The 21,631-nt window shown below is 50.7% G+C and carries 15 protein-coding genes; 5 read left to right on the forward strand and 10 right to left on the reverse strand.

Features of this window, described 5'->3' with window-relative positions; all coding sequences use genetic code 11:
• Window positions 1-779: 779 nt before the first annotated feature.
• A complete protein-coding gene (locus ACN5NT_RS19550) occupies window positions 780-1,523 on the reverse strand; it encodes an SDR family oxidoreductase (protein WP_419176577.1) in 744 nt (247 codons plus the stop codon).
• A 400-nt stretch (window positions 1,524-1,923) separates the two neighbouring features.
• On the opposite strand from ACN5NT_RS19550, the gene carA reads away from it, so the two are divergent.
• From carA to folP, 4 genes are all read left to right on the forward strand, one after another.
• Window positions 1,924-3,054 (forward strand): glutamine-hydrolyzing carbamoyl-phosphate synthase small subunit, encoded by a 1,131-nt coding sequence (gene carA, locus ACN5NT_RS19555; RefSeq protein ID WP_419176578.1) that lies wholly within the window; start codon window positions 1,924-1,926, stop codon window positions 3,052-3,054.
• Window positions 3,055-3,115: 61 nt separating this feature from the next.
• Window positions 3,116-6,328 (forward strand): carbamoyl-phosphate synthase large subunit, encoded by a 3,213-nt coding sequence (gene carB / locus ACN5NT_RS19560; RefSeq protein ID WP_419176579.1) that lies wholly within the window; start codon window positions 3,116-3,118, stop codon window positions 6,326-6,328.
• A 159-nt stretch (window positions 6,329-6,487) separates the two neighbouring features.
• Complete coding sequence (ftsH, locus tag ACN5NT_RS19565; protein ID WP_419176580.1) at window positions 6,488-8,536, forward strand: ATP-dependent zinc metalloprotease FtsH; 2,049 nt, start codon at window positions 6,488-6,490, stop codon at window positions 8,534-8,536.
• 46 nt (window positions 8,537-8,582) lie between these two features.
• Complete coding sequence (gene folP, locus ACN5NT_RS19570; protein ID WP_419176581.1) at window positions 8,583-9,389, forward strand: dihydropteroate synthase; 807 nt, start codon at window positions 8,583-8,585, stop codon at window positions 9,387-9,389.
• Here folP and ACN5NT_RS19575 read toward each other — a convergent pair.
• On the reverse strand, window positions 9,370-9,837 hold the full coding sequence (locus ACN5NT_RS19575; protein ID WP_419176582.1) for an FHA domain-containing protein: 468 nt from the start codon (window positions 9,835-9,837) through the stop codon (window positions 9,370-9,372). The genes folP and ACN5NT_RS19575 overlap by 20 nt on opposite strands.
• 215 nt (window positions 9,838-10,052) lie before the next feature.
• Between ACN5NT_RS19575 and ACN5NT_RS19580 the strand changes: the two genes are divergently transcribed.
• Window positions 10,053-12,188, forward strand: coding sequence for a Tex family protein (locus ACN5NT_RS19580; RefSeq protein WP_419176583.1), 2,136 nt, complete (start codon window positions 10,053-10,055; stop codon window positions 12,186-12,188).
• A gap of 86 nt (window positions 12,189-12,274) precedes the next feature.
• Here the strand turns inward: ACN5NT_RS19580 and ACN5NT_RS19585 are convergent, their stop codons facing one another.
• The 8 genes from ACN5NT_RS19585 to ACN5NT_RS19620 all read right to left on the reverse strand — a co-directional run bounded on the left by ACN5NT_RS19585 (window position 12,275) and on the right by ACN5NT_RS19620 (window position 21,362).
• Window positions 12,275-13,054, reverse strand: a complete 780-nt coding sequence (locus tag ACN5NT_RS19585) for an acyltransferase (protein WP_419176584.1) — start codon at window positions 13,052-13,054, stop codon at window positions 12,275-12,277.
• Between the two features lie 303 nt (window positions 13,055-13,357).
• Complete coding sequence (locus ACN5NT_RS19590; RefSeq protein ID WP_419176585.1) at window positions 13,358-14,182, reverse strand: carbohydrate ABC transporter permease; 825 nt, start codon at window positions 14,180-14,182, stop codon at window positions 13,358-13,360.
• Window positions 14,182-15,291 carry a carbohydrate ABC transporter permease gene (locus tag ACN5NT_RS19595; RefSeq protein ID WP_136796810.1) on the reverse strand — a complete coding sequence of 370 codons (1,110 nt, stop codon included), beginning with the start codon at window positions 15,289-15,291 and terminating at the stop codon, window positions 14,182-14,184. The genes ACN5NT_RS19590 and ACN5NT_RS19595 overlap by 1 nt, the downstream gene beginning before the upstream one ends.
• A 200-nt stretch (window positions 15,292-15,491) precedes the next feature.
• A complete protein-coding gene (locus ACN5NT_RS19600; protein ID WP_419176687.1) occupies window positions 15,492-16,709 on the reverse strand; it encodes an ABC transporter substrate-binding protein in 1,218 nt (405 codons plus the stop codon).
• A gap of 128 nt (window positions 16,710-16,837) precedes the next feature.
• The gene (locus ACN5NT_RS19605; protein WP_136796812.1) at window positions 16,838-17,926 is read right to left on the reverse strand and encodes an ABC transporter ATP-binding protein; all 1,089 of its coding nucleotides are present in this window, start codon (window positions 17,924-17,926) and stop codon (window positions 16,838-16,840) included.
• 49 nt (window positions 17,927-17,975) lie between these two features.
• Window positions 17,976-18,986, reverse strand: a complete 1,011-nt coding sequence (locus ACN5NT_RS19610) for a LacI family DNA-binding transcriptional regulator (RefSeq protein WP_419176586.1) — start codon at window positions 18,984-18,986, stop codon at window positions 17,976-17,978.
• The gene (locus ACN5NT_RS19615; RefSeq protein ID WP_419176587.1) at window positions 18,979-20,310 is read right to left on the reverse strand and encodes a galactokinase; all 1,332 of its coding nucleotides are present in this window, start codon (window positions 20,308-20,310) and stop codon (window positions 18,979-18,981) included. Before ACN5NT_RS19615 ends, ACN5NT_RS19610 begins: the two co-directional genes overlap by 8 nt.
• Complete coding sequence (locus ACN5NT_RS19620) at window positions 20,307-21,362, reverse strand: UDP-glucose--hexose-1-phosphate uridylyltransferase (RefSeq protein ID WP_419176588.1); 1,056 nt, start codon at window positions 21,360-21,362, stop codon at window positions 20,307-20,309. The genes ACN5NT_RS19615 and ACN5NT_RS19620 overlap by 4 nt, the downstream gene beginning before the upstream one ends.
• Between the last annotated feature and the right edge of the window lie 269 nt (window positions 21,363-21,631).

Genomic DNA, 21,631 nt, shown 5'->3' on the forward strand with positions numbered 1-21,631 from the left:
CGTGGGACGTGGGACGTGGGACGTGGGACGTGGGACGTGGGACGTGGGACGTGGGACGTGGGACGTGGGACGTATAAGGGTGAGGTAATGCGGGTTTAGTGTCAAGAAAATAACGCCCTTGGAACTATTTCTTTCACCTTGTCAAACATTTAACTCAATAGCGAAAGGCCGATCATTTTACAACCGGCCTTCCACCTACCCGCAGTTACGTCCAACGTCCAACTTCCAACTTCCAAACTACAGTTCTACGCCGCTCAGCTCATTTCTGCTGTGGGAATTTTGGGGGAGCTGAAATGTACGTGGACAAGGCATAGAGGGGGAAGCTGTATCTTTCATACCGCGAACCTTCCATAACGCCGCTCGCGAGCTTGTTTGGTTTTGTGAAGCTGAAAGATTCACAGACAAAACAGAGTCATTAAAGCAGACTGTAATACAAGGCTAAAATCGCCATACCAACTCATTTCTGCTGTGGGAATTTTGCGGAGCTGAAACGTTCGTGGACAAGGCATAGAGGGCGAAGCTGTATCTTTCATACCGCGAGCCTTCTATAACGCCGCACACGAGCTTGTTTGGTTTTGTGAAGCTGAAAGATTCACAGACAAAACAGAGTCACCAAAGCAGACTGTAATACAAGGCTAAAATCGCCATACCAACTCATTTCTGCTGTGGGAATTTTGCGGGCTGAAATGTTCGTGGGCAAGGCATAGAGGGCGAAGCTGTATCTTTCATACCGCGAGCCTTCTATAACGCGGCACACGGACATTTCAGCCCGCAAAATTTTAGGCCATGCCGCCGTTGGCGCATATCTGCTGTCCTGATATCCAGCCAGCCTCCTCCCTGACCAAGAGAGACACCGCGTCCGCGATGTCACCTGGGGTCCCGATTCTGCCAAGGGCTGACATTGCTGCCATCTGAACAATCTGCTCTTCGCTCTTGCCTTTCCGAAACAGCTCGGTATCGACCGGCCCGGGGGAGAGAGAATTGACTGTGATCTGCCTGTTCCCCAGTTCCTTTGCCAGCACCCGGGTCAGCTGATCAACTGCGCCCTTGCTTGCTGCATATGCACCGTAGGTCGGAAGCAGCATTTTTGTCACGGTGGATGTGATGTTTATTATACGACCACCATCCGCCATGGTTTTTGCAGCTTCCTGACAGGCGAAAAAGACACTCTTCAGGTTCAGATCCATCAATTCATCATAGCTTTCCTCATCCATTTCGATAACTGGTGTATTCAGCAACATCCCGGCGTTATTAATCAGTATATCCAACCTGCCGAATTCTTTGACAGAAGATTGAAAGAGTTCTCTGATCTGCGACACTTTCTTCATATCCGCCTGTATGGCCACACCCTGCACGCCCTCTTGGGCGAGTTCCTGCACAACATCTTCAGCCTGTCCTTTGCTCTGTGCATAATTAACACTGACGTTGGCGCCCATCCGGCCCAGTTTCAATGCTATCTGCCTGCCTATGCCACGTGAACTGCCCGTTACAATTGCCACTTTTCCTGCAAGCGTTTTTTCCATTTCCCTTCTCCCAAATTGAACTTAAACTTAATTTGGTCTGTTGAACTCTTTGCATGAATAATGTGAAGCACCCGACGAGATATGCGTTTAGCTACCATTTTCCGCATAGACCATGGTAATTGCATCGCTGGACGATGACACGCTCCGGCCTTTACTCTTGACTAAATCTGTCATAACGGGTTATACATTACAGTTTTTCTACGCGCCCTGAGACCTGCATCGGGTACTGTGAGTATGCACCCATGCTGCCAGCCACCCGCACAACCACGCCTGCACCGCAGGTAATGTGTCAGATCCGCAGCAAATGCGCTAATTTGTCAAGCACATCTTCACTCATCCTGCAGATGCCTTAAGGTACTATCACATCGGCACAGGTACAGAAAAAAAAGGATACTATAGAATGAAAGTACTCATCGCCCTGGAAGACGGGACAATCTTTGAGGGACAATCCTTCACCGGCGCTGGCGAAGCCATCGGTGAGATTGTCTTCAACACCTCTATGAGCGGCTATCAGGAAGTTCTTACTGATCCCTCCTATACCGGCCAGCTGGTCACCATGACCTACCCCCTCATCGGCAACTACGGTGTCAACCCTGAAGATATGGAATCATCTAAGGTTCACCCTAAAGCCTTTCTGATGAAAGAGTATAATCCGGTTCCATCTAACTTCCGATCCACCGCAACACTCGCAGATTTCCTTAAAGAGCACGATGTACTTGGTGTACATGGATTTGATACCCGCGCCCTGGTGAAGCACATCCGTACTGTCGGTGCCATGAAGTGCATCGTATCCACTGAAGATCTAGACCCGGAATCACTGATTCGTCGAGCCGGTGAATGGTCCGGCCTCGTTGGCCAGGACATGGTTAAGCGTGTGAGTTGTACCGAGCCATATGGCTGGGCTGATAACAAACCTGTACCAGGTACGAACTTTGAAACCGCTGACTGCACCACCAGCGACGACCCTTTTAAAGTTGTAGCTTTCGATTTCGGCCTCAAATACAACCAGCTCAGAGAACTGACGGAGCGAGGCTGCAAGCTTCAGGTTGTGCCGGCTACCACCGACGCCCAGACCGTGCTCGATATGGCCCCTGACGGCATCTTCCTTTCCAACGGCCCCGGTGACCCGGAAGGCGTTGAAGGAGTTGTAGATACCTTGAGAACACTGCTCGGCAAGAAACCGATCTTCGGAATCTGCCTCGGCCACCAGATGCTCAGCCTGGCCTACGGAGGTTCAACCTTCAAGCTCAAATTCGGACATCGTGGCGGTAACCAGCCCGTAAAAGACCTGACCACCGGCCATGTTGAAATTACTGCCCAGAATCATGGCTTCTGTGTTGATATGGACAGCCTCAATTCAGATGAGGTTGAACTTACCCATATCAATCTCAACGACAACAGCTGCGAGGGTATGCGCCATAGGAAGCACCCTGCGTTTTCAGTTCAGTACCATCCGGAACATGCCCCAGGTCCACACGATTCTCTTTATCTCTTTGACCGTTTCGTCGACATGATGCGGGACAACAAATAGGACCCTCGAAAACCGGTACGCGAAGCACACGCAATTATTTTAGCATATAGAGAACGAGATCATGCCGAAAAGAACAGATATCAAGAAAATCCTCATCATCGGCTCCGGCCCAATTATCATCAGCCAGGCCTGTGAGTTTGATTACTCCGGTGCCCAGGCAGTCAAAGCCCTGAAAGAGGAAGGTTACGAAGTTGTCCTGATCAACTCCAACCCGGCAACCATCATGACCGACCCGGAACTGGCCGACGCCACGTACATTGAGCCTATCACCCCGGAGTTCGTCATTAAGGTTATTGAGAAAGAACGTCCAGACGCACTTCTACCGACCCTCGGTGGCCAGACCGCGCTCAATACCGCGATAAAAATTGCTGAGACCGGCATCCTCGAGAAGTACAACGTCGAGTTGCTGGCCGCCAACATAGACGTTATCAAAAAAGCTGAAGGTCGGGAGGAATTCAGGGCTGCCATGCACGCTATCGGCCTCAACGTTCCGCAGTCCGCTATCGTCCGTACCCTGGAAGATGCAATGGCTGCAGCCGATGATATCGGTTTTCCGGTCATCGTTCGTCCAAGCTTCACCCTTGGCGGCACAGGCGGTGGTGTTGCCTACAACCGCCAGGAGCTTGAAGAACTCTGCACCTCCGGCCTCGACCTCTCCATGACCACCGAGATCATGCTCGAAAAAAGCCTTCTTGGCTGGAAAGAGTACGAACTCGAAGTAATGCGAGACAGAAAGGACAACGTTGTGATCATCTGTTCAATCGAGAACATGGACGCCATGGGTGTACACACCGGTGACTCCATCACTGTCGCCCCGGCCCAGACCCTGAGCGACCGTGAATATCAGGAGATGCGCGATGCGGCTATCGCCATTATCCGCGAGATCGGTGTTGAAACAGGTGGCTCCAACGTGCAGTTTGCCGTAAACCCGGAAGATGGAGAATTGGTCATTATTGAGATGAATCCAAGGGTTTCAAGAAGCTCCGCGCTCGCCTCCAAGGCTACCGGTTTCCCGATCGCCAAGATCGCCGCTAAGCTTGCCGTAGGCTACACCCTGGATGAGATCCAAAACGACATCACCCGTGAAACCTACGCCGCATTTGAGCCAACCATTGATTACTGCGTAGTCAAAATTCCCCGCTGGACCTTCGAGAAATTCCCGGAAGCGGAGGACGTACTCACCACCGCCATGAAGTCTGTTGGTGAGACTATGGCTATTGGCCGTACCTTCAAGGAAGCTTTCCAGAAAGGTATGCGCTCCCTGGAGATAGGTCGTTTCGGCTTCTCCGCCGATGGTAAAATCGATCTTTCCGAGCTCGAGATCGAAGATCTGGAAACCAACTTGCGGGTGCCGAACTCCAAGAGAATGCCGCATCTGTATGAGGCTCTACGTCGTGAGATGCCGATTGAGGCAATCTACAAGTTGAGTGCCATCGACCCATGGTTTCTGCATAACCTCAAGCAGATCGTCGACACCGAGCGCGAAATCGTCAAACGCGGTTTTCAGGGCCTCGATAAAGGATTCCTTAAAACCTGTAAAGAGCAGGGATTCTCCGATATTCAGCTGGCACATCTTACCGGCACTTCCGATGACGATATCCGCAAACTGCGCAAGTCACATGAGGTGACCCCGGTATACAAACTCGTCGACACCTGTGCTGCCGAGTTTGAGTCGTACACCCCATACTACTACTCCACCTACGAGATGGAGAACGAAGCAGTCGAGACCAAAGGCAAGAAGATTGTCATTCTCGGCGGCGGTCCCAACAGGATCGGCCAGGGTATCGAATTTGATTACTGCTGCGTGCACGCCGCCTTTGCCCTGGAAGAGATTGGGGTAGAGTCGATCATGATCAACTCCAACCCCGAGACCGTTTCCACCGACTACGACACCTCCGACAAGCTCTATTTTGAGCCGCTGACCCACGAGGATGTACTTAACATCATTGAGCAGGAGAAGCCGGACGGCATCATCGTCCAGTTTGGTGGTCAGACTCCATTGAACCTGGCTGTACCCCTTGCCAAGGCAGGAGTACCAATCATTGGCACTCAGCCGGACGCCATCGACCGCGCCGAAGACCGAAAGCGGTTCCAGCAGTTTCTGCAGAAACTCAACCTGCGTCAACCCGAAAACGATACAGTTCATACACTCGAAGAGGCACTTGAGGCCGCAAGACGTATCGGCTATCCGGTCGTGGTTCGCCCGTCTTATGTTCTCGGTGGTCGAGACATGCGCATCGTCTACAATGATGATGGTATCAGAAAATTCATGAAAGCGGTTGGCGGCTCCAAGCTCGAGCACCCGGTCCTGATTGATAAATTCTTAAAAGACGCCATCGAAGTAGATGTGGACGCACTCTGCGACGGTACCAGAACCATCATCGGCGGCATTATGGAGCACGTCGAAGAAGCAGGTATTCACTCCGGTGACTCATCCTGCGTATTGCCTCCATACACTCTCGGCAAAGACATCGTAGACCAGATCAAGGATGCCAGCCGGGCTATGGCCCAGGAGCTTGGTGTGGTGGGCCTGATGAACGTGCAGTTTGCCGTAAAGGATGAAACTCTCTTCATTCTTGAGGTAAATCCGCGTGCCTCCAGAACCGTACCCTTTGTCTCCAAGGCAACCGGCTTACCACTGGCAAAGCTGGCTACCAAGGTAATGATGGGAATGAGTCTCGATGATCTCGGTATCACAAAAGAAGTTGAGATCGACCACTGGGCGGTGAAGGAAGCCGTTTTCCCATTCGACCGTTTTGAAAATGTAGATACCCTGCTTGGACCTGAGATGAAGTCTACTGGCGAAGTGATGGGAATCGATGAGAAACTCGGTCTTGCCATTGCCAAAGCACATCTGGCAGCCGGTTCCACCTTACCGCTCTCCGGCGCTGTATTCATCAGTGTGCGGGATGGTGACAAAGCTGCGATCCTGCCGGTTGCAAAAAACCTTGAAGCGCTTGGTTTCTCCATTGTAGCCACAGACGGTACCGGCAATTATCTTCAGGATAACGGTGTGTCCTGCGAGCTGGTCAATAAAATTTCCCAGGGAAGACCCCACATTCTCGATAAGGTACGCGACAAGGAAATCGTGCTGATCATCAACACTTCCCTTGGCAGGCGGACGACCGAAGATGCCTATACAATCAGGCGCTCCGCCCTTAATTACCACGTGCCATACTCCACTACTATTACCGGTGCCCGGGCAGTGGTTCGAGCAATACGTGAAGTACGTACACATGAAATAGGAGTTCAGCCTGTACAATACTTTACCTAGTGGTATACTGAAAAAAAATGATTACGGCCCCTCGACATACCCTGATAATGCTTTACTGTTACCAGTGCGATATGAGAGGGGCTGACCAGTTTGAATAACATATCATTCTGGAAAGTTACCGATAAAACCCCATAATAAAAGGAGCCACCGGAGGACTCTTTGAATACTTTTTATAAAAATTTAAGCATGTGGTTGGTGATTGGTCTCACCATGATCCTGCTCTTCAACCTTTTCAACAGTCCGCAAACAACCTCACCGTCCATTACTTATAGTGAGTTTATCAATAGCGTAGATAAAAAAGCTATTACCCGCGTTGTCATCAATGGCGATGTGATCAGCGGTACTACCCAGGACGGCAAGGCCTTTCAGACCATTTACCCCGTTGCTGACCGGGATCTCATCCCGATGCTTCGACAGGCGGGTGTTGACATAAGCGTCAAGGAAGTTCAGAAGGACTCATGGTTTATGACCATCTTTGTCTCCTGGTTTCCGATGCTGCTGCTGATTGGTGTCTGGATTTTCTTCATGCGTCAGATGCAGGGCGGTGGCAAGGGAGGCGCGCTTTCCTTTGGTAAGACCCGTGCCAAACTTATGGAGCAGGGCCAGAACAAGGTAACCTTCGACGATGTAGCTGGTATTGACGAAGCCAAGGAAGAACTTGAAGAGATCGTTGATTTTCTTAAAGATCCGCAGAAATTTACCAATCTTGGTGGTCGTATCCCTAAAGGTGTGTTGCTTGCCGGCCCTCCAGGTACCGGTAAGACTCTCCTTGCCAAAGCAATTGCGGGTGAAGCGGACGTACCATTTTTCACCATTTCCGGTTCCGACTTTGTTGAGATGTTCGTTGGTGTAGGTGCTTCCCGTGTTCGTGATCTGTTCACCCAGGGCAAGAAAAACGCACCATGTATCATCTTCATAGACGAGATCGATGCAGTAGGTCGTCACCGTGGTGCAGGTCTTGGTGGTGGTCATGACGAACGTGAGCAGACACTGAACCAGTTGCTGGTCGAAATGGATGGTTTCGAGTCCAACGAAGGTGTTATCATCGTTGCCGCAACCAACCGTCCTGACGTTCTTGATCCTGCCCTGCTTCGCCCCGGTCGTTTTGACCGCCAGGTAGTGGTACCGGTGCCTGATGTTGGAGGCCGTAAGAAAATTCTTGAAATTTACGCCGCCAAGACCAAGATGGCCCCGGGAATCGATCTGGAAATTGTCGCACGAGGTACCCCAGGTTTTTCTGGTGCCGATCTCGAGAACCTCATCAACGAAGCAGCCCTGATGGCAGCGCGCAGTGGTGCTGCTCAGATCGATCTGACCTTGCTTGAGAAGGCCAAGGATAAGATCCTGATGGGTGCAGAGCGTCGATCCATGATCATTACCGACAAGGAAAAAGAGGTTACAGCCTACCACGAGGCGGGTCATGCACTTGTTGCCTGGCTGCTGCCCGGAACCGACCCGGTTCACAAGGTTACTATCATCCCACGCGGCCGTGCGCTTGGTCTCACCATGCAGCTGCCAATAGATGAGAAATATACCCATTCCAAGTCGTTTCTCGAGAATTCAATTTGCATCCTCTTTGGTGGCCGTATAGCCGAAAAGATCGTTTTTGACGAGATAACCACCGGTGCCGGCAACGACCTTGAGCGAGCAAGCGCCCTGGCCCGTAAAATGGTTTGTGAATGGGGCATGAGCGATGAACTCGGTCCGCTTACCTACGGTAAAAAAGAGGAGCAGATTTTCCTTGGCCGTGAGATTGCACAACACCGTGACTTCAGTGATGATACTGCTCGCCAGATTGATACAGCTGTCAAAGGTATCATCAGTACTGCTGTCGATAAAGTCACCCAGTTACTGACGGATAACCGTGATATTCTCAACAAGATGACTGAATTGTTACTGGAAAAAGAGACTATCGTGCTCGAAGATATCGACAGGATGATCAACGAGCTTCGTCCTGGCCAGTTCCCTGACGTCGAAAAGCGCATGGCTGAAAACGCCACCAAGAAATCCGCAGCTGCAGCTGCTGCCCAAGCCGCAGCCCAGGCAACCCCTGAGCAACCGGTTCAATCGGAAACCGCAGCTACTGAGAGTGCTACCGAGTCCTCCGCCGAAGAAGCATCAGAAGCACCTGGCTCTGAATCTTCTGCCCAAACCGGTACCGATACGGAAGACCCAAAGAATCCGTTCTCCCGTAACGACGCTGCATAACTTTGCTATCGCAGTAAGCTCTCTACGGTTATCAAGGATTTCCTGAATGCGAACCATACGAACCAGAATCATGGGGATACTGAACGTAACCCCTGATTCCTTTTCCGACGGCGGCAGTTTTGATTCGATTGACAAGGCAGTACACCACGCCACAGAGTTAATTGAAGCAGGAGCAGACATTCTGGATGTGGGCGGGGAATCAACCCGCCCATATGCAGAACCTGTATCCCTGCAGGATGAACTTGCCCGCACCATCCCAGTAATCAAGGCAGTTCGTGAACTGCACTCCACTCCTATCTCCATTGACACCACCAAAGCAGAGGTAGCCAGACAGGCACTCGCTGCCGGAGCCGACATCATCAACGATATCAGTGCGCTGAATCATGATCCTGAAATGATCGAAGTTGTTCAGGAGACAGATGCACCAGTTGTCATCATGCATATGCAGGGTACCCCCGCCGACATGCAGGATAGACCTGAATATCATGATATCATTTCAGATATCATGACATTTTTTGAAAAACGTATTGAGTGGATGGTCGCAAATAACGTTGACAGAAATCGGATTATTGTTGACCCGGGTATCGGTTTTGGCAAGACTCTATCTCATAATCTGGCAATAATCAGACATCTGGACAGGTTCCGCAACCTCGGCCAGCAGGTACTTCTTGGCCACTCCAGAAAGAGTTTTCTCGGCCTGCTCACCGGCATGGAAGCTGAACAGCGTGATCTCAGTACCGCAGTGGTATCAGCCCTCGCTGTTCAAAGCAGGGTCGACATTATCAGAGTACATAATGTCGAGGCCACCAGGCAGGCTTTGCAGATAGCGGAAGCTATTCATCCAGAACAATAAATTGATAGCGGTACGGTGACTGAGTGGTTCCCATCACAAAAACGTCACCGTCCACCAGCTCCATCTCTCCCCCATCATCACAGCCGCCAACTGCCCTCTCGCCGATGCGAACGCCACAGGCACTGCCACGGTCAGTGAGCTTATAGCCATCAGGATGTTTTTCCAGTTGCAGATGCTCCCTGGAGATGTTGAGTAATTCCCCTCCGTCTAACAGGTAGAGATCGTTATTGGGTTCCCGTCCTCCAAGTTTTGGTCGTTCGACCCGCACAATTCGTCCATCGACCATTCGTACTCTGGACTCCCGGCCTATACGAAAAGGGATTTTTCTTATAATCACCATATCATTAACCCGCTGGGGCTGAGGTATGGCTTCGATCGCTTCCGGCGTCAGAGCTTTCAGCACAGCTCGTACTTTGACAATCTCAACTATCTTTCGCTTTTCATCCATGGAATATTCCTGTATTACAAAATTACCTCAACACTACTATTGTGATGCTTTAGCTTGGAACTTATTGACCTTACTCTAAGATATAACATTCTGATATAACAGCTGATAACTATAATAATAGTTATCAGCTGTCCTGTAATTATTCAATGAGTTTCGGGAAGTCGCTATTTTTACAATAAACTCTTCAACTACCATACGTTATATTCAATAAGATTATGGAAACAACCACCTGCGTTAAAACGATCAGCACCAGCCTTCAATTAATTCCGCAAAACGTGCAGGGCGTCATATCCCTGCTCGAAGATGGTTGTACGGTCCCCTTTATAGCCCGGTACAGAAAAGAAGCCACAGGCTCCCTGGATGAAGTCGAGATAACCCGGATCAGGGACAAGCTACATCTTTTTCAGGAAATCACCAAGCGCAGAGAAACTATTCTCGCAACGATTAAAAGCCAGGGAGCACTTACATCAGAGCTCAAGGATGCCATTACCAAGGCTCAATCGTTATCCGTTCTGGAAGATCTCTATCTGCCGTATCGGCCAAAGAGAAGAACACGGGCAACCATTGCCAGAGAAGCCGGGCTCGAGCCTCTCGCTGAGAGCTTGTACAGCAAAGCACAGGTCCCCTTTTCGCTAGAAAGATTTTTACGCTCTCTTGAGCAGGAGATGAGCGAGGAAAGCGCTCTTGCCGGTGCCCGTGACATCATCGCAGAACGAATCAGTGAGCACCAGCAATCACGGCAGGCACTGCGGAGATTGTTTGCCGAAAAAGCAGTCATTATCTCGAAGGTGGTTGAAAAGAAACGGGAAAAAGCAGGAAAGTACCGCGACTACCTGGATTGGCAGGAACCGGTGAAAAAAATTGCAGGCCACAGGCTTTTGGCAATGTTGCGCGGTGAAAATGAAAAATTGCTCACACTCTCACTACGACCACCGGCAGGAGATGGTATTGCAGCACTCTACCCTTTCCATATTACCAAGAAAACAGGCCGAGCCGACCAGGTCCGCCTGGCAATCGAAGATGGATACAACAGACTTCTTGCGCCATCGCTCGAAAACGAATTGCGCAAGACCCTCAAGGAGCAGGCCGACCTTGAGGCAATTGATGTTTTTGCCGGTAACATAAAAGAATTGCTCCTTGCTTCTCCTCTTGGGCAAAAACGGGTACTGGCATTGGACCCGGGTTTTCGTACCGGAGCGAAACTGGTCTGTCTTGATGGCCAGGGATCTTTACTTGAATCAACCACCATTTTCCCGACTCAGTCCGCAAAACAGCAAGCAGCTGCAGCTGAAACCGTTCTTCGACTGGTAAAGAAACATCAGATCGAGGCCATCGGAGTTGGCAGTGGCACCGCTGGTCGTGAAACGGAAGAGTTTATCAGAGGGCTCAGCCTTCCTGATGATATCATTATTACCATGGTCAATGAAGATGGTGCTTCAGTCTATTCTGCTTCAGAGACTGCACGTAAAGAATTTCCTGATCTGGATCTCACTGTCCGTGGTGCCATTTCCATAGGCCGGCGTCTGCAGGATCCTCTGGCTGAACTGGTTAAAATAGACCCTAAGGCAATTGGTGTTGGCCAGTACCAGCACGATGTCGACCAGAAAGCGCTGAAGCAAGGCCTTGATGACGTTGTGGAATATTGCGTGAACAGTGTTGGCGTAGAGGTAAACAGTGCCAGTGCAGAGCTTTTAACATACGTATCGGGCGTAGGGCCAATGATTGCAACCAACATCGTTGAGTACCGTACGCAAAACGGCCCCTTTACCACTCGTAAACAGCTCCTTAAAGTTCCCCGGCTCGGTCCCAAGGCCTTTGAACAATGTGCCGGTTTTGTAAGAGTTGCAGCGAGTAAGAACCCTCTTGATAGAAGCGCTGTCCATCCTGAACGATATCCTATTGTCACTCAGATGGCAAAAGATGCGGGAACGGATGTTGCCCAGTTGATGCGCTCGGAAAATCTTCGAAAGAACATCAAACTTGAAAATTATCTCACCGAAACGATCGGCCTGCCGACCTTGAAGGACATCATCGCCGAATTGGCGCGACCGGGCCGCGATCCGCGTCAGGCCTTCATCAGCTTCAGTTTCGCGGAAGGCATCAATACTGTCGACGATCTGGAACCTGGAATGGTGCTGCCCGCAATTATTACCAATGTTACCAAATTCGGGGCCTTTGCCGATATAGGCGTTCATCAGGATGGTCTGATCCACATCAGCCAACTTGCTGACCGTTATGTGAAAGATCCGGCAGATGTGGTCAAAGCCAGACAACAATTAAAGGTCAAAGTGCTTGAGGTGGACAAGGAAAGAAAGCGTATATCGCTCTCATTGAAAAACGTTGTCCAATAACCACCTGACTACAACATCAGCACAATGCACACTGGAGAAATTCAATTGCAACTACTTCTCCAGTGAATGTTTCGAAGCACCGGAGGCTATTTTCCAGCTTCCCCCGAATCATCTTCTGTTTTCCCTGGTCGCGCACCTGTCACCTTGGCAGGGCAACCATAGGCGATAGCCATTGCAGGTATATCCTTGGTAACCAAGGCATGTGCCCCCACCACTGCGCCAGAACCAACATTACAGCCATCAAAGACTGTCGTTCTGGTTCCCAGCCAGGAGCCTTTGCCAATTTCCACCCCTTGGTTCGCCCTGTGTCCTTGGGCTATTATGCTGAGCGCTGGATTATCAAACCTATGAAAACCTGCAGCAACCACATAACTGAAAGCCCCAAAGAGCACCTCGTCGCCGACAATCAGTTTTTTTTCTGAACCCAAAATACAGTTTCTGCCAAGTGAGCAACCTCTCCCAATTCTAATAACACCATTCCTTGCCCGAATAACTGTCGCCCCGGAAATCAATACGTCATCATCAATAACAATTTCCGCCTCATTCCCACGGGCATCGATAACACATTCGTCATCAATCATCACATTATTACCAACTGATATGCGATTTCCTCCTCTTATACATACATTCCGGCCAATGGTAACGTTTTTCCCCATGTCTCTCAGTAAAAACCTGTAAAGGAATCGTCTGAGAGCTATGCCCACCGCACCAAACATTCCCGAGCAGAAAAACATAATCAGTTCATATCGCAGTAAGTGCCAAAACGAGGCACTCCCGGTCACTACCAGCGAGTACCAGCGAAGTGGTGATTGGGAATCGTCCGATCTAATCTTTTTCAGGTCAACAACATTGTCCGAGTTGTTCAATGACAGGCTCCCAAGTTAATGTTTGAACAGAGTCCTGCAAATGTAGCCTTTTTGTCTATGAGGTGGCGAATTTGTTCCAGGTGAATTGCCGTGTGGCTCTTCCAACCACTTCACGACAGCGTATCTTTTTTGTCAGGCAGAGACAACCTTTTTCTACCCAACAGATGGCGTATTCAGGAAAATTGTCACATCTGGGAATAGCTACCCATGCGCAGGATCTCTTCTATGGAACCAACTGAGTAATAACTTGATATATCGCAACAGTTGGTTCTAATAGAAATTAGAATCGCTTGCAGAAAGGCATTATTCCTTTACCGACCCAGCAAGTAAACCACGAATAAAATACCTGCCCAACACTATGTAGATCAGCAACACAGGTAACGCTGCCAGAATAGAACCGGCCATGGGCAGGTTCCAGCTCACTGCCTGGCCACCGGCAAGTTGTGCTAGACCGACAGTAATCGGGTTGTCAGCATGCCTGGTAAGAGTGATCCCCCAGAGAAATTCGTTCCAGACCTGGGTGAACTGCCAGAGAGAGGTGACCACAAAGCCCGGTATTGACAGCGGCAGAATAATCTTGGTGTAAATCGAGAAAAATCCGGCCCCGTCAAGGGAGGCGGACTCCATCAGTGAGTTTGGAATCTGGGCGTAAAAGTTCCTGAAGATAAGGGTGGTAATGGGAAGACCATAGACCACATGGGCCAGAATCAACCCCGGCAATCCGCCATACAGATTCATGGCGCGTAGCGTCTGAAAAAGAGGAATCAGGATAACCTGATAGGGAATAAACATCCCGAACAGGAAAAGGGTAAAAACCACCTCACTGCCCGGAAATTTCCACTTCGAGAACACATAACCATTCAGGGAGCCGAGCAGGGTCGAGAGCGCTGTAGCGGAGATCACCAGAATGACTGAGTTGATAATGTTATTTTTCAGCAGTGCCAATGCTTCCGGAAAACTGGCGTAGTTTACCTCCGGCGGCAATTCCCAGGACGTTGGCAGGCTGATGTCAGCCGGAAATTTCAGAGCTGTCACCACCGCAAGATACGCGGGAAGCAAATAACCGATGGCCAGTAGAATCAGCACACCATAAAGAGCAATAGTGGAGAGAGAAACTTTTCGCATCATTATCTCGTTCTCCTCTGCTTATAACTGCTGACCATGTACGGAATAATAAAAGTTGCCGCGATAAGAAACAGAATAATAGCGATGGCAGCACCCTTGGCAAAATCGTTGGCACGGAAGGTTGTCAAATACATGTTGAGCGCCGGGTGCCCGGTCTCTGCGTTGTCCGGACCGGTCATGGCAAATATCAGATCAAACATCTTCAGTGAGATATGAGACAGGATAATTACAGCGCTGATAGTAATGGGTTTTACCAGAGGTAAGGCGATATGACGATAGTATCCGGCCGTAGTCGCTCCATCGAGCATTGCCGCATCGCGCAAATCCTGCGAGATGCCGGTGAATCCGGCCAGATAGAGGGCCATGGTATAACCGGAATACTGCCAGATAGTGGCCATGATGATACCGATGGTGGCGGTATTGAAACCGTGCATCTCCTCCATAAAGAGCGTTTTTGGCAACAAATCACCCCAGATCCAGGCTCCAGCCCCGGCCACAACACCCGGTACCAAAAGCCACAGAGCCCGACGCTGGCTGGAACGAATCGTTAAAAATCCCCAGATTATCAGAACAGCTGCGACAAGGTAAATGGCCACCTGTAACAGGTTCTGCCAATCAAAGGTAAGAACCGTGGTTGAACTGGAAAGCCAGGAATATTGCAATGGCTCAAACCCGGCATAGGTAGGCAAAATATTGACACCACCCTGGGGTGCCAGCATCCAGCGCCAGATGGTACCGGTTACGATGAAGGAGAGAGACATCGGGTAGAGGAAGACGGTACGGAAAAACGCCTCCCCTTTCGGCTTGTTATCGAGAAGCATGGCAAGTATCAGCCCTATACCTATGGCTCCCGCCAGCAGCATCACCGAATAAAATACCGCATTAACCAGATCCTGACGGAAACCGCCGCCTAAGAAACCAGTAAAGAGCTCCACATAATTACCGAATCCGATAATATTTTTCACCGGATTCTCGGCCAGTGCTCCCACCCCGCCCCAGTCTGTCATCGACAGCCAGAAGGTGTTGCCGATAAAGCCATAAACAAAGATCGCTATCAAAACGATCGACGGCAGAAGTGTCAGGAAAGCCTTGACCCTGTCTTGGTTACGCATGTCCACTCCAGATAATCCGACCCGGGCATGCCGGGCCGGACGATAAAACACAACGAACCCGAATTTCTCATCAGTTCAGGCAGCGTCATGGATACAATTTTCGGTAGTAAGCCATAGTTGTCTATGTTTACTACCGAAATATTGAATGAGATGACGTTGCTTGAATTGAGCTTCGGTCTAATAGTTCTACGAAAATTGTCTTATTTGCTGATGCCGTTCTTCACCGCAATCTGCTGCGCTGCTTTTGCTGCTGTTTCTGCATTGCGGCTCTTAAGAAACATCTCCATAACTGAAGCAAAATCGTTCATGAAGCCCTCATTAGCGGTAACGCCGTGGGCCAGGGAACCAACAATTATGTTTTTGCTGAAATCAACAGCTGCGGACTTGCCGTAGTTGTTGTAGAGACCGAGCTCACTGTCTTTACGGGCAGAGATGGAGCCCTTCAGCGGGTTAAAGGCATCACTGCCCTCACGGCTGCCGAGGATTGCCAGCCAGGCCATAGCGTTATCACGATTCTTCACACCTTTCGGCAGACCGAAAGAGTCAGCGAGGAACATGAACTCACCGGTGGTACCAGGAGAAGCAGCCCAACCGAAACCGCTGCCAGGAACAAGTTTTTTGGTGGTACTCATGTAACCGGCAGCCCAGTCGCCCATGACGTTAAAGGCCGCGCGGCCGTCCACAACCATATCGGTGGCCTGCTGCCAGCTGAGAGAAGAGGCATCCTTGTTGGTATACTCAAGAACTTTACCGAACAGTTCCCAGGCAGCTACACCCTCGGCGCTGTCAAATGCAAGCTCACCAGCCCAGAGAGCATCCCATTTTTCCGGTCCCATGGAAGCAAGCGCAACAGACTCCCAGAGATGGTTGGCGGTCCAGTTCTGGGCCAATGCCAGAGGAACGATACCTTTCTCCTGAAGTTCAGGAGCTACAGCAAAGAACTCATCCCAGGTAGCAGGTGGCTGAACGCCCCACTCCTGCAGTTTCTCTGGAGAATACCAGATAACGTTGGAACGATGGATATTTACCGGAACCGACCAGATACCATCTTTGGTTCCGATATTCTTGATCAGGCCTTCAGGAAAAACATCCATCCAACCCTGCTCTTTAAACAGAGGGGTAAGGTCCTCCATGCGATCAGCCTCAACCCAGGTGCCGATAAGCTCCTGACCTGCGTGTACCTGAAAGCTGTCTGGCGGCTCGCCACCAAGCATTCGGGTTTTCAATACCGCCTTGGCGTTCACACCAGAGCCACCGGTAACAGTCGCGTTGATGACTTTTACACCTGGGTTTTCCTCGTTGTACTTATCGATCAACGCCTGCAGAGCAGGACCCTCATCGCCAGCCCACCAGGAAAAAATCTCCAGATCACCGCTAAGTCCCTTGGCCTGTACTACGGGGGAAACAGCGAGCAGCATGGCTGTACATGCCGCAACGCAAGTACGCACAACAAGCCTTTTCATAACATCCTCCTCATGAATGATAATGATGGTTTTGACGGCAGGATCACCCATACCGCCAATGGCGACATATGATTGTCACATCTCTACTTCAATACCTCTTCAGTTTCCGGGTCGAAAAAGAGCAGTCGATTCAAATCAAATCCCAACTCCATCTTTTCACCTGGACGAGCAACAACTCTGCCTTCTAACTCGGCGATCATGTTAATGCCCCCCACACTGAACTCCAGCAGGGACTGACCACCAAGAATCTCTGATACAATCACTTCGACCTCTATTCGCCACTCTTCCGGGAATCTATGAATCGCATCCCCTCTCTTGATCGCGTCGGGGCGAATACCAACCAGAACACTCCGGGGGGTAGCACAATCCGGTACAACAGGTACCGGTAAGGTCAGTTCACCCATTTTTACCCGGGTCTCACCACCTGAGCCGCTTAACTCACCATCCAGAATATTTATGGGCGGATTACCGATAAATCCGGCAACAAACTTGTTTGCCGGACGTTCAAAAACGTCCACCGGCGAACCAACCTGCTGGATATAGCCGTCTTTTAAAATGACAATTTTATCGGCCAGCGTCATCGCCTCCACCTGATCGTGGGTGACATAGATGGTGGTGGTCTGCATCTTCAGGTGGAGCTTTTTCAGCTCCATACGCATCTGGGTGCGCAACTGGGCATCGAGATTTGACAGTGGCTCGTCGAAAAGAAAGACACTCGGCCGACGTACAATGGCACGGCCCATGGCAACACGCTGACGCTGACCACCGGAAAGCTCCGCAGGTTTTCTATGCAGATACGGGGTCAGCTCCAAAATCTCGGCAGCCTCCTGTACCTTTCTCTTTATCTCGTCTTTGGTCTCTTTGGCCATCTTCAGGCTAAAGGCGATATTGTCAAAGACGTTCATGTGTGGATACAGAGCGTAGTTCTGGAAGACCATGGCCACGTTTCTATCCTTGGGAGCCATTTTGCTGATCGGCTTGTTGTCGATACAGATCTCCCCATCGCTAATAGACTCAAGCCCGGCAATCATACGTAAAATTGTTGATTTACCGCAACCGGACGGACCGACAAGAACGATGAATTCATTATCTTCAATGGCAAGATTCACCCCATGAACAACCTGGGTACTGCCAAACCGCTTTATAACCTCTTTCAACTCCACCTGGGCCATTTGGTAACTCCGGAGTACGTATATTTGCTCTTTAAGGGGATATCCCCGTTCATGTAGATTCTCTCACCACCAGAGTGGTTGGTAAGACTATGGTTTCTGTTGCAGGAGCGGATTCGGAAGTGAGATTCTTCAACAGCAATTCCGCAGCTCTTCTGCCAATTTCAAACGCCGGCTGATTGACGGTGGTCAGCTTCGGTCGTACCAGAGCGGTATTCGGATTATTGGAAAATCCCACCAAAGCAACATCATCAGGGATCTTCACCCCGACCTCATCGAGGTATACAAAAGCCCCGATCGCCACCGGGTCATTGATTGTGAAGATCGCATCCGGTGGTTCCGGTAAACTCATCAGCCTCTCGGCGGCTCTGCGGCCATCCTCTTCATGATAGCCTGCATAAAGTATATAGTCGTCCGACACCTGCAGTCCATTGTCCCGAAGCGCGGCTTCATAACCCTGCCGTCTGGCTCGGGAAACATACATGGACCTGGTACCACCGATATGCGCAATTCGTTTTCTACCACGTTCCACCAAATGCTGCACGGCCTCATAGGCACCCTTGTAGTCATCGACGATGACCCTGCTCACCTTGAGATCTTCAGCCACCCGGTCAAAGAGAACCAGAGGAATTCCCTGCCGCACCACCAGCTCCAGATGGTCGTAACTGGTGGTCTCCTGAGAGATGGAAACCAGCATGCCAGCAACTCGGTTTGCAGCCAGTGCCCTGATATTCAGCACCTCGCGGGCAACAGTATCTGCAGATTGACAGACCATAATGGTGTAACCAGCCTCATAGGCCACCTCTTCTATGCCACTGATGACCGTGGAGAAAAATGTGTTGCGAATTTCCGGAACCACCACACCGATATTATTGGAGCGGCGATTCTGCAAACTCTGGGCGATCAGATTTGGTTGATAGTCGGTTTTGGTCGCCATGGCCAGTACCCGCTGCTTGGTCTCTTTGCTTATGTCCGGATGATTGCGTAAAGCCCGCGACACCGTCGACGGTGACAAGCCCAGCTTTTTTGCCAGATCATTTATGGTCACATGGCGCCTATGCATCGTTCTTCTCTTCGCACTCACACCAGACCTGCTCAAGCCCGTCCATACCGATACCACAGATTCCCGGTCGGCCTATGTGCACTGAAATAACACTGTTTAAACCAAAGACATGCTCCATTCGACGTCTGTAGTCGGCAAGTTCCCTGGCAGGAATATAGGCCTGTATGGTTCCGGCAAAACCGCCACCATGCACCCGGCAGATGCCATTCGGACAAAATCTTTTACTCAGCGCAAGCCCCAGCAGCACTCCCTGCTCAGTTGTTGACTTCTGTGAAGCGCAATTCTGCAGTAACATTGCCGAAGATTCACCTGAATCTGCCGCGAGCTGCAGAAATTTTTCAAAATCAGAACGTTCCAGCGCATGGGCCATGGCTACAGCGCGTTCATTCTCCTCCACACAATGCAACAACCTGAGTGCAGCCCTGTCCCCGGCCTTTTGGCGGATTTCCGGCATAGCAGCCAATACCTGCAGTACGCTCAGACCACGGGCCACCGGCTGGTTCAACACCCGCGCCGCCGCCTGCATTTCTTCCGGGATAGCTGCGTATTCCGGAGTAAGTTCTACATGGCTGCCACCTGTATCGACCACCACCAGAGAATAGCCAAAAAGATCATCCGGCACCCTGATTCGCCTGATCTTCGGAGCCTGCGGCATAGCAAAATCGATGGCGGTGATCCGCCCTACACCACTGCTCATCTGGTCCATCAAACCGCAGGGCTTACCGAAATAGCGATTTTCAGCGCTTTGGGCCATGATGGCAATTTTTTCAGCACTGAAGCTGCCATCATTGTACAGCAGGTTGAGAATCCCCCCCACCAATACCGAAAAAGCGGCGGAACTTGAGAGACCGGTGCCGGGCCTGCACGTGGCATGCAGACAAGCATGAAAGCCACCGACCTTTCCACCCTCTGCCCGAAACATGCCAGCCATGCCACGAACCAGCGATCGTGCGCTGCCCTCCTCACCAACAACCGGCTGCAGCTCACTGAGATCCACCCTGATCTCTTCTGTAATCCCTTCTGAATCGATGATAATTGCAGAGTCTTTTATCGGGGTAACCGCAGCCACGCAGTCGAGATCGACCGCAGCAGCCAATACATTGCCATGATTATGATCTGTGTGATTGCCGCCAAGCTCCGTTCTGCCCGGGGCACTCACCATGAGTCCCTGTGCTTCCGGTCGCTGGCTGAGCATAGTTTCAAGAAGCCGGAGATATCGTTGCTTCTGCTCACCAAGGGCTTCCCTGCCATAAAGACTGATAAAATCACGATCAAGATCGCCGGAAACAACCTTGGACTTTAGCTTATCCAGACGGCCGATCATGCTATTTTCTCCGTATAATGACGTACCGAAAGCCCTCTCAAACGTTCTGCTGCAGACTCCGGGGTAATATCCCGTTGCGGCATTGCCAGCAACTCATACCCCACCATGTGCTTGCGCACGGTCTGCGACCTCAACAGTGGCGGCAGGTAATGCATATGCCAGTGCCAATGCGGGTGGTCTCCACCATCTGTCGGTTGTTGATGCAGCCCCATGGAATATGGGAAAGAAGAAAGAAAAAGGTTGTCGTAGCAGATGCCAAGGCGAATCATCATCTCAGCGAGATCATTCTTTTCTGTCAGGGTCAGATTATTTATAGACGAGCGGTGGTGTCTTGGCAGAATCATAGTCTCAAATGGCCAGACCGCCCAGTACGGGACAAGTGCCACAAAAGAATCGTTGGCAAAGAGGATACGTTCCCCCTCCGTCAATTCACGCTCCAGGTAAGAACAGAGCAGGCATTTGCCTTTTTCCCGGAGGTAGTTGCGCTGTTGACAGTCCTCGGCTGCAGGCAAAGTGGGGATAGTCTGGTTTGCCCAGATTTGTCCGTGGGGATGAGGGTTTGAACAGCCCATTATCAACCCCCGATTCTCGAAAATCTGGACGTGATTAATATCAGACCGTGCCCCCAGTTCCGCATACTCCCTCTGCCAGGTATCAACGATGGCCAGCACCATCTCCTGCGACATCCGGGCAACGGTCAGGTCATGGCGGGGAGAATAGCAGATCACACGGCAGATACCGCTTTCAGGCTCGGCCCGCAACAGGTCATCTGAATCTGAAGCGGATCCGGTGCCATCTTCAGGCAACAGCGCCGCAAAGTCGTTAGTGAAAACAAAGGTGGAAGTATATTGTGGATTATCGGCCCCTTCGGCACGCACGTTACCAGGGCACAGATAGCAATCAGGATCGTATTGAGAGGCTTTACCTTTTTCCGGTTCTTCATTCAAGCCGCTCCAGGGTCGTTTCGCCCTATGCGGAGAGACCAGAACCCATTCTCCGGTAAGCCTGTTGAAACGGCGGTGGGGACGTTCCAGAAATTCAGCGTTTTCCATACGTTGTTTTACCTCTCGCCGCTGCCTTAACGCACAAAGCACGAAACATCGCCATGGCAAACCTACGTGCTTTTTGCGTATCGCCAGACTCGCGCACTCGAATTACCCAAACACAAGACCACTATCTGAAAACCGGTTTCCCTTTCCAACAGGAAATGCATAACACCAGCAAAAGGCAAAGCCGGTTCTCCGCAAAAAAACTCGGCAGCTCATGAAAACTCGGCTATAATAACTTTCGCAAACGTTGCCGCAATCGTTTGCATAAATGT

The organism is Desulfosediminicola sp., assembly GCF_048381775.1.
Classification (GTDB): domain Bacteria; phylum Desulfobacterota; class Desulfobulbia; order Desulfobulbales; family Desulfocapsaceae; genus Desulfopila; species Desulfopila ganghwensis.

Bases quoted from the DNA above. Each gene is read 5' to 3' on its own strand.
- ACN5NT_RS19550 (WP_419176577.1), bottom strand. From the start codon at position 1,523: ATGGAAAAAACGCTTGCAGGAAAAGTGGCAATTGTAACGGGCAGTTCA.
- carA (WP_419176578.1), top strand. From the start codon at position 1,924: ATGAAAGTACTCATCGCCCTGGAAGACGGGACAATCTTTGAGGGACAA.
- carB (WP_419176579.1), top strand. From the start codon at position 3,116: ATGCCGAAAAGAACAGATATCAAGAAAATCCTCATCATCGGCTCCGGC.
- folP (WP_419176581.1), top strand. From the start codon at position 8,583: ATGCGAACCATACGAACCAGAATCATGGGGATACTGAACGTAACCCCT.
- ACN5NT_RS19575 (WP_419176582.1), bottom strand. From the start codon at position 9,837: ATGGATGAAAAGCGAAAGATAGTTGAGATTGTCAAAGTACGAGCTGTG.
- ACN5NT_RS19580 (WP_419176583.1), top strand. From the start codon at position 10,053: ATGGAAACAACCACCTGCGTTAAAACGATCAGCACCAGCCTTCAATTA.
- ACN5NT_RS19590 (WP_419176585.1), bottom strand. From the start codon at position 14,182: ATGATGCGAAAAGTTTCTCTCTCCACTATTGCTCTTTATGGTGTGCTG.
- ACN5NT_RS19595 (WP_136796810.1), bottom strand. From the start codon at position 15,291: ATGCGTAACCAAGACAGGGTCAAGGCTTTCCTGACACTTCTGCCGTCG.
- ACN5NT_RS19600 (WP_419176687.1), bottom strand. From the start codon at position 16,709: ATGCTGCTCGCTGTTTCCCCCGTAGTACAGGCCAAGGGACTTAGCGGT.
- ACN5NT_RS19605 (WP_136796812.1), bottom strand. From the start codon at position 17,926: ATGGCCCAGGTGGAGTTGAAAGAGGTTATAAAGCGGTTTGGCAGTACC.
- ACN5NT_RS19610 (WP_419176586.1), bottom strand. From the start codon at position 18,986: ATGCATAGGCGCCATGTGACCATAAATGATCTGGCAAAAAAGCTGGGC.
- ACN5NT_RS19615 (WP_419176587.1), bottom strand. From the start codon at position 20,310: ATGATCGGCCGTCTGGATAAGCTAAAGTCCAAGGTTGTTTCCGGCGAT.
- ACN5NT_RS19620 (WP_419176588.1), bottom strand. From the start codon at position 21,362: ATGGAAAACGCTGAATTTCTGGAACGTCCCCACCGCCGTTTCAACAGG.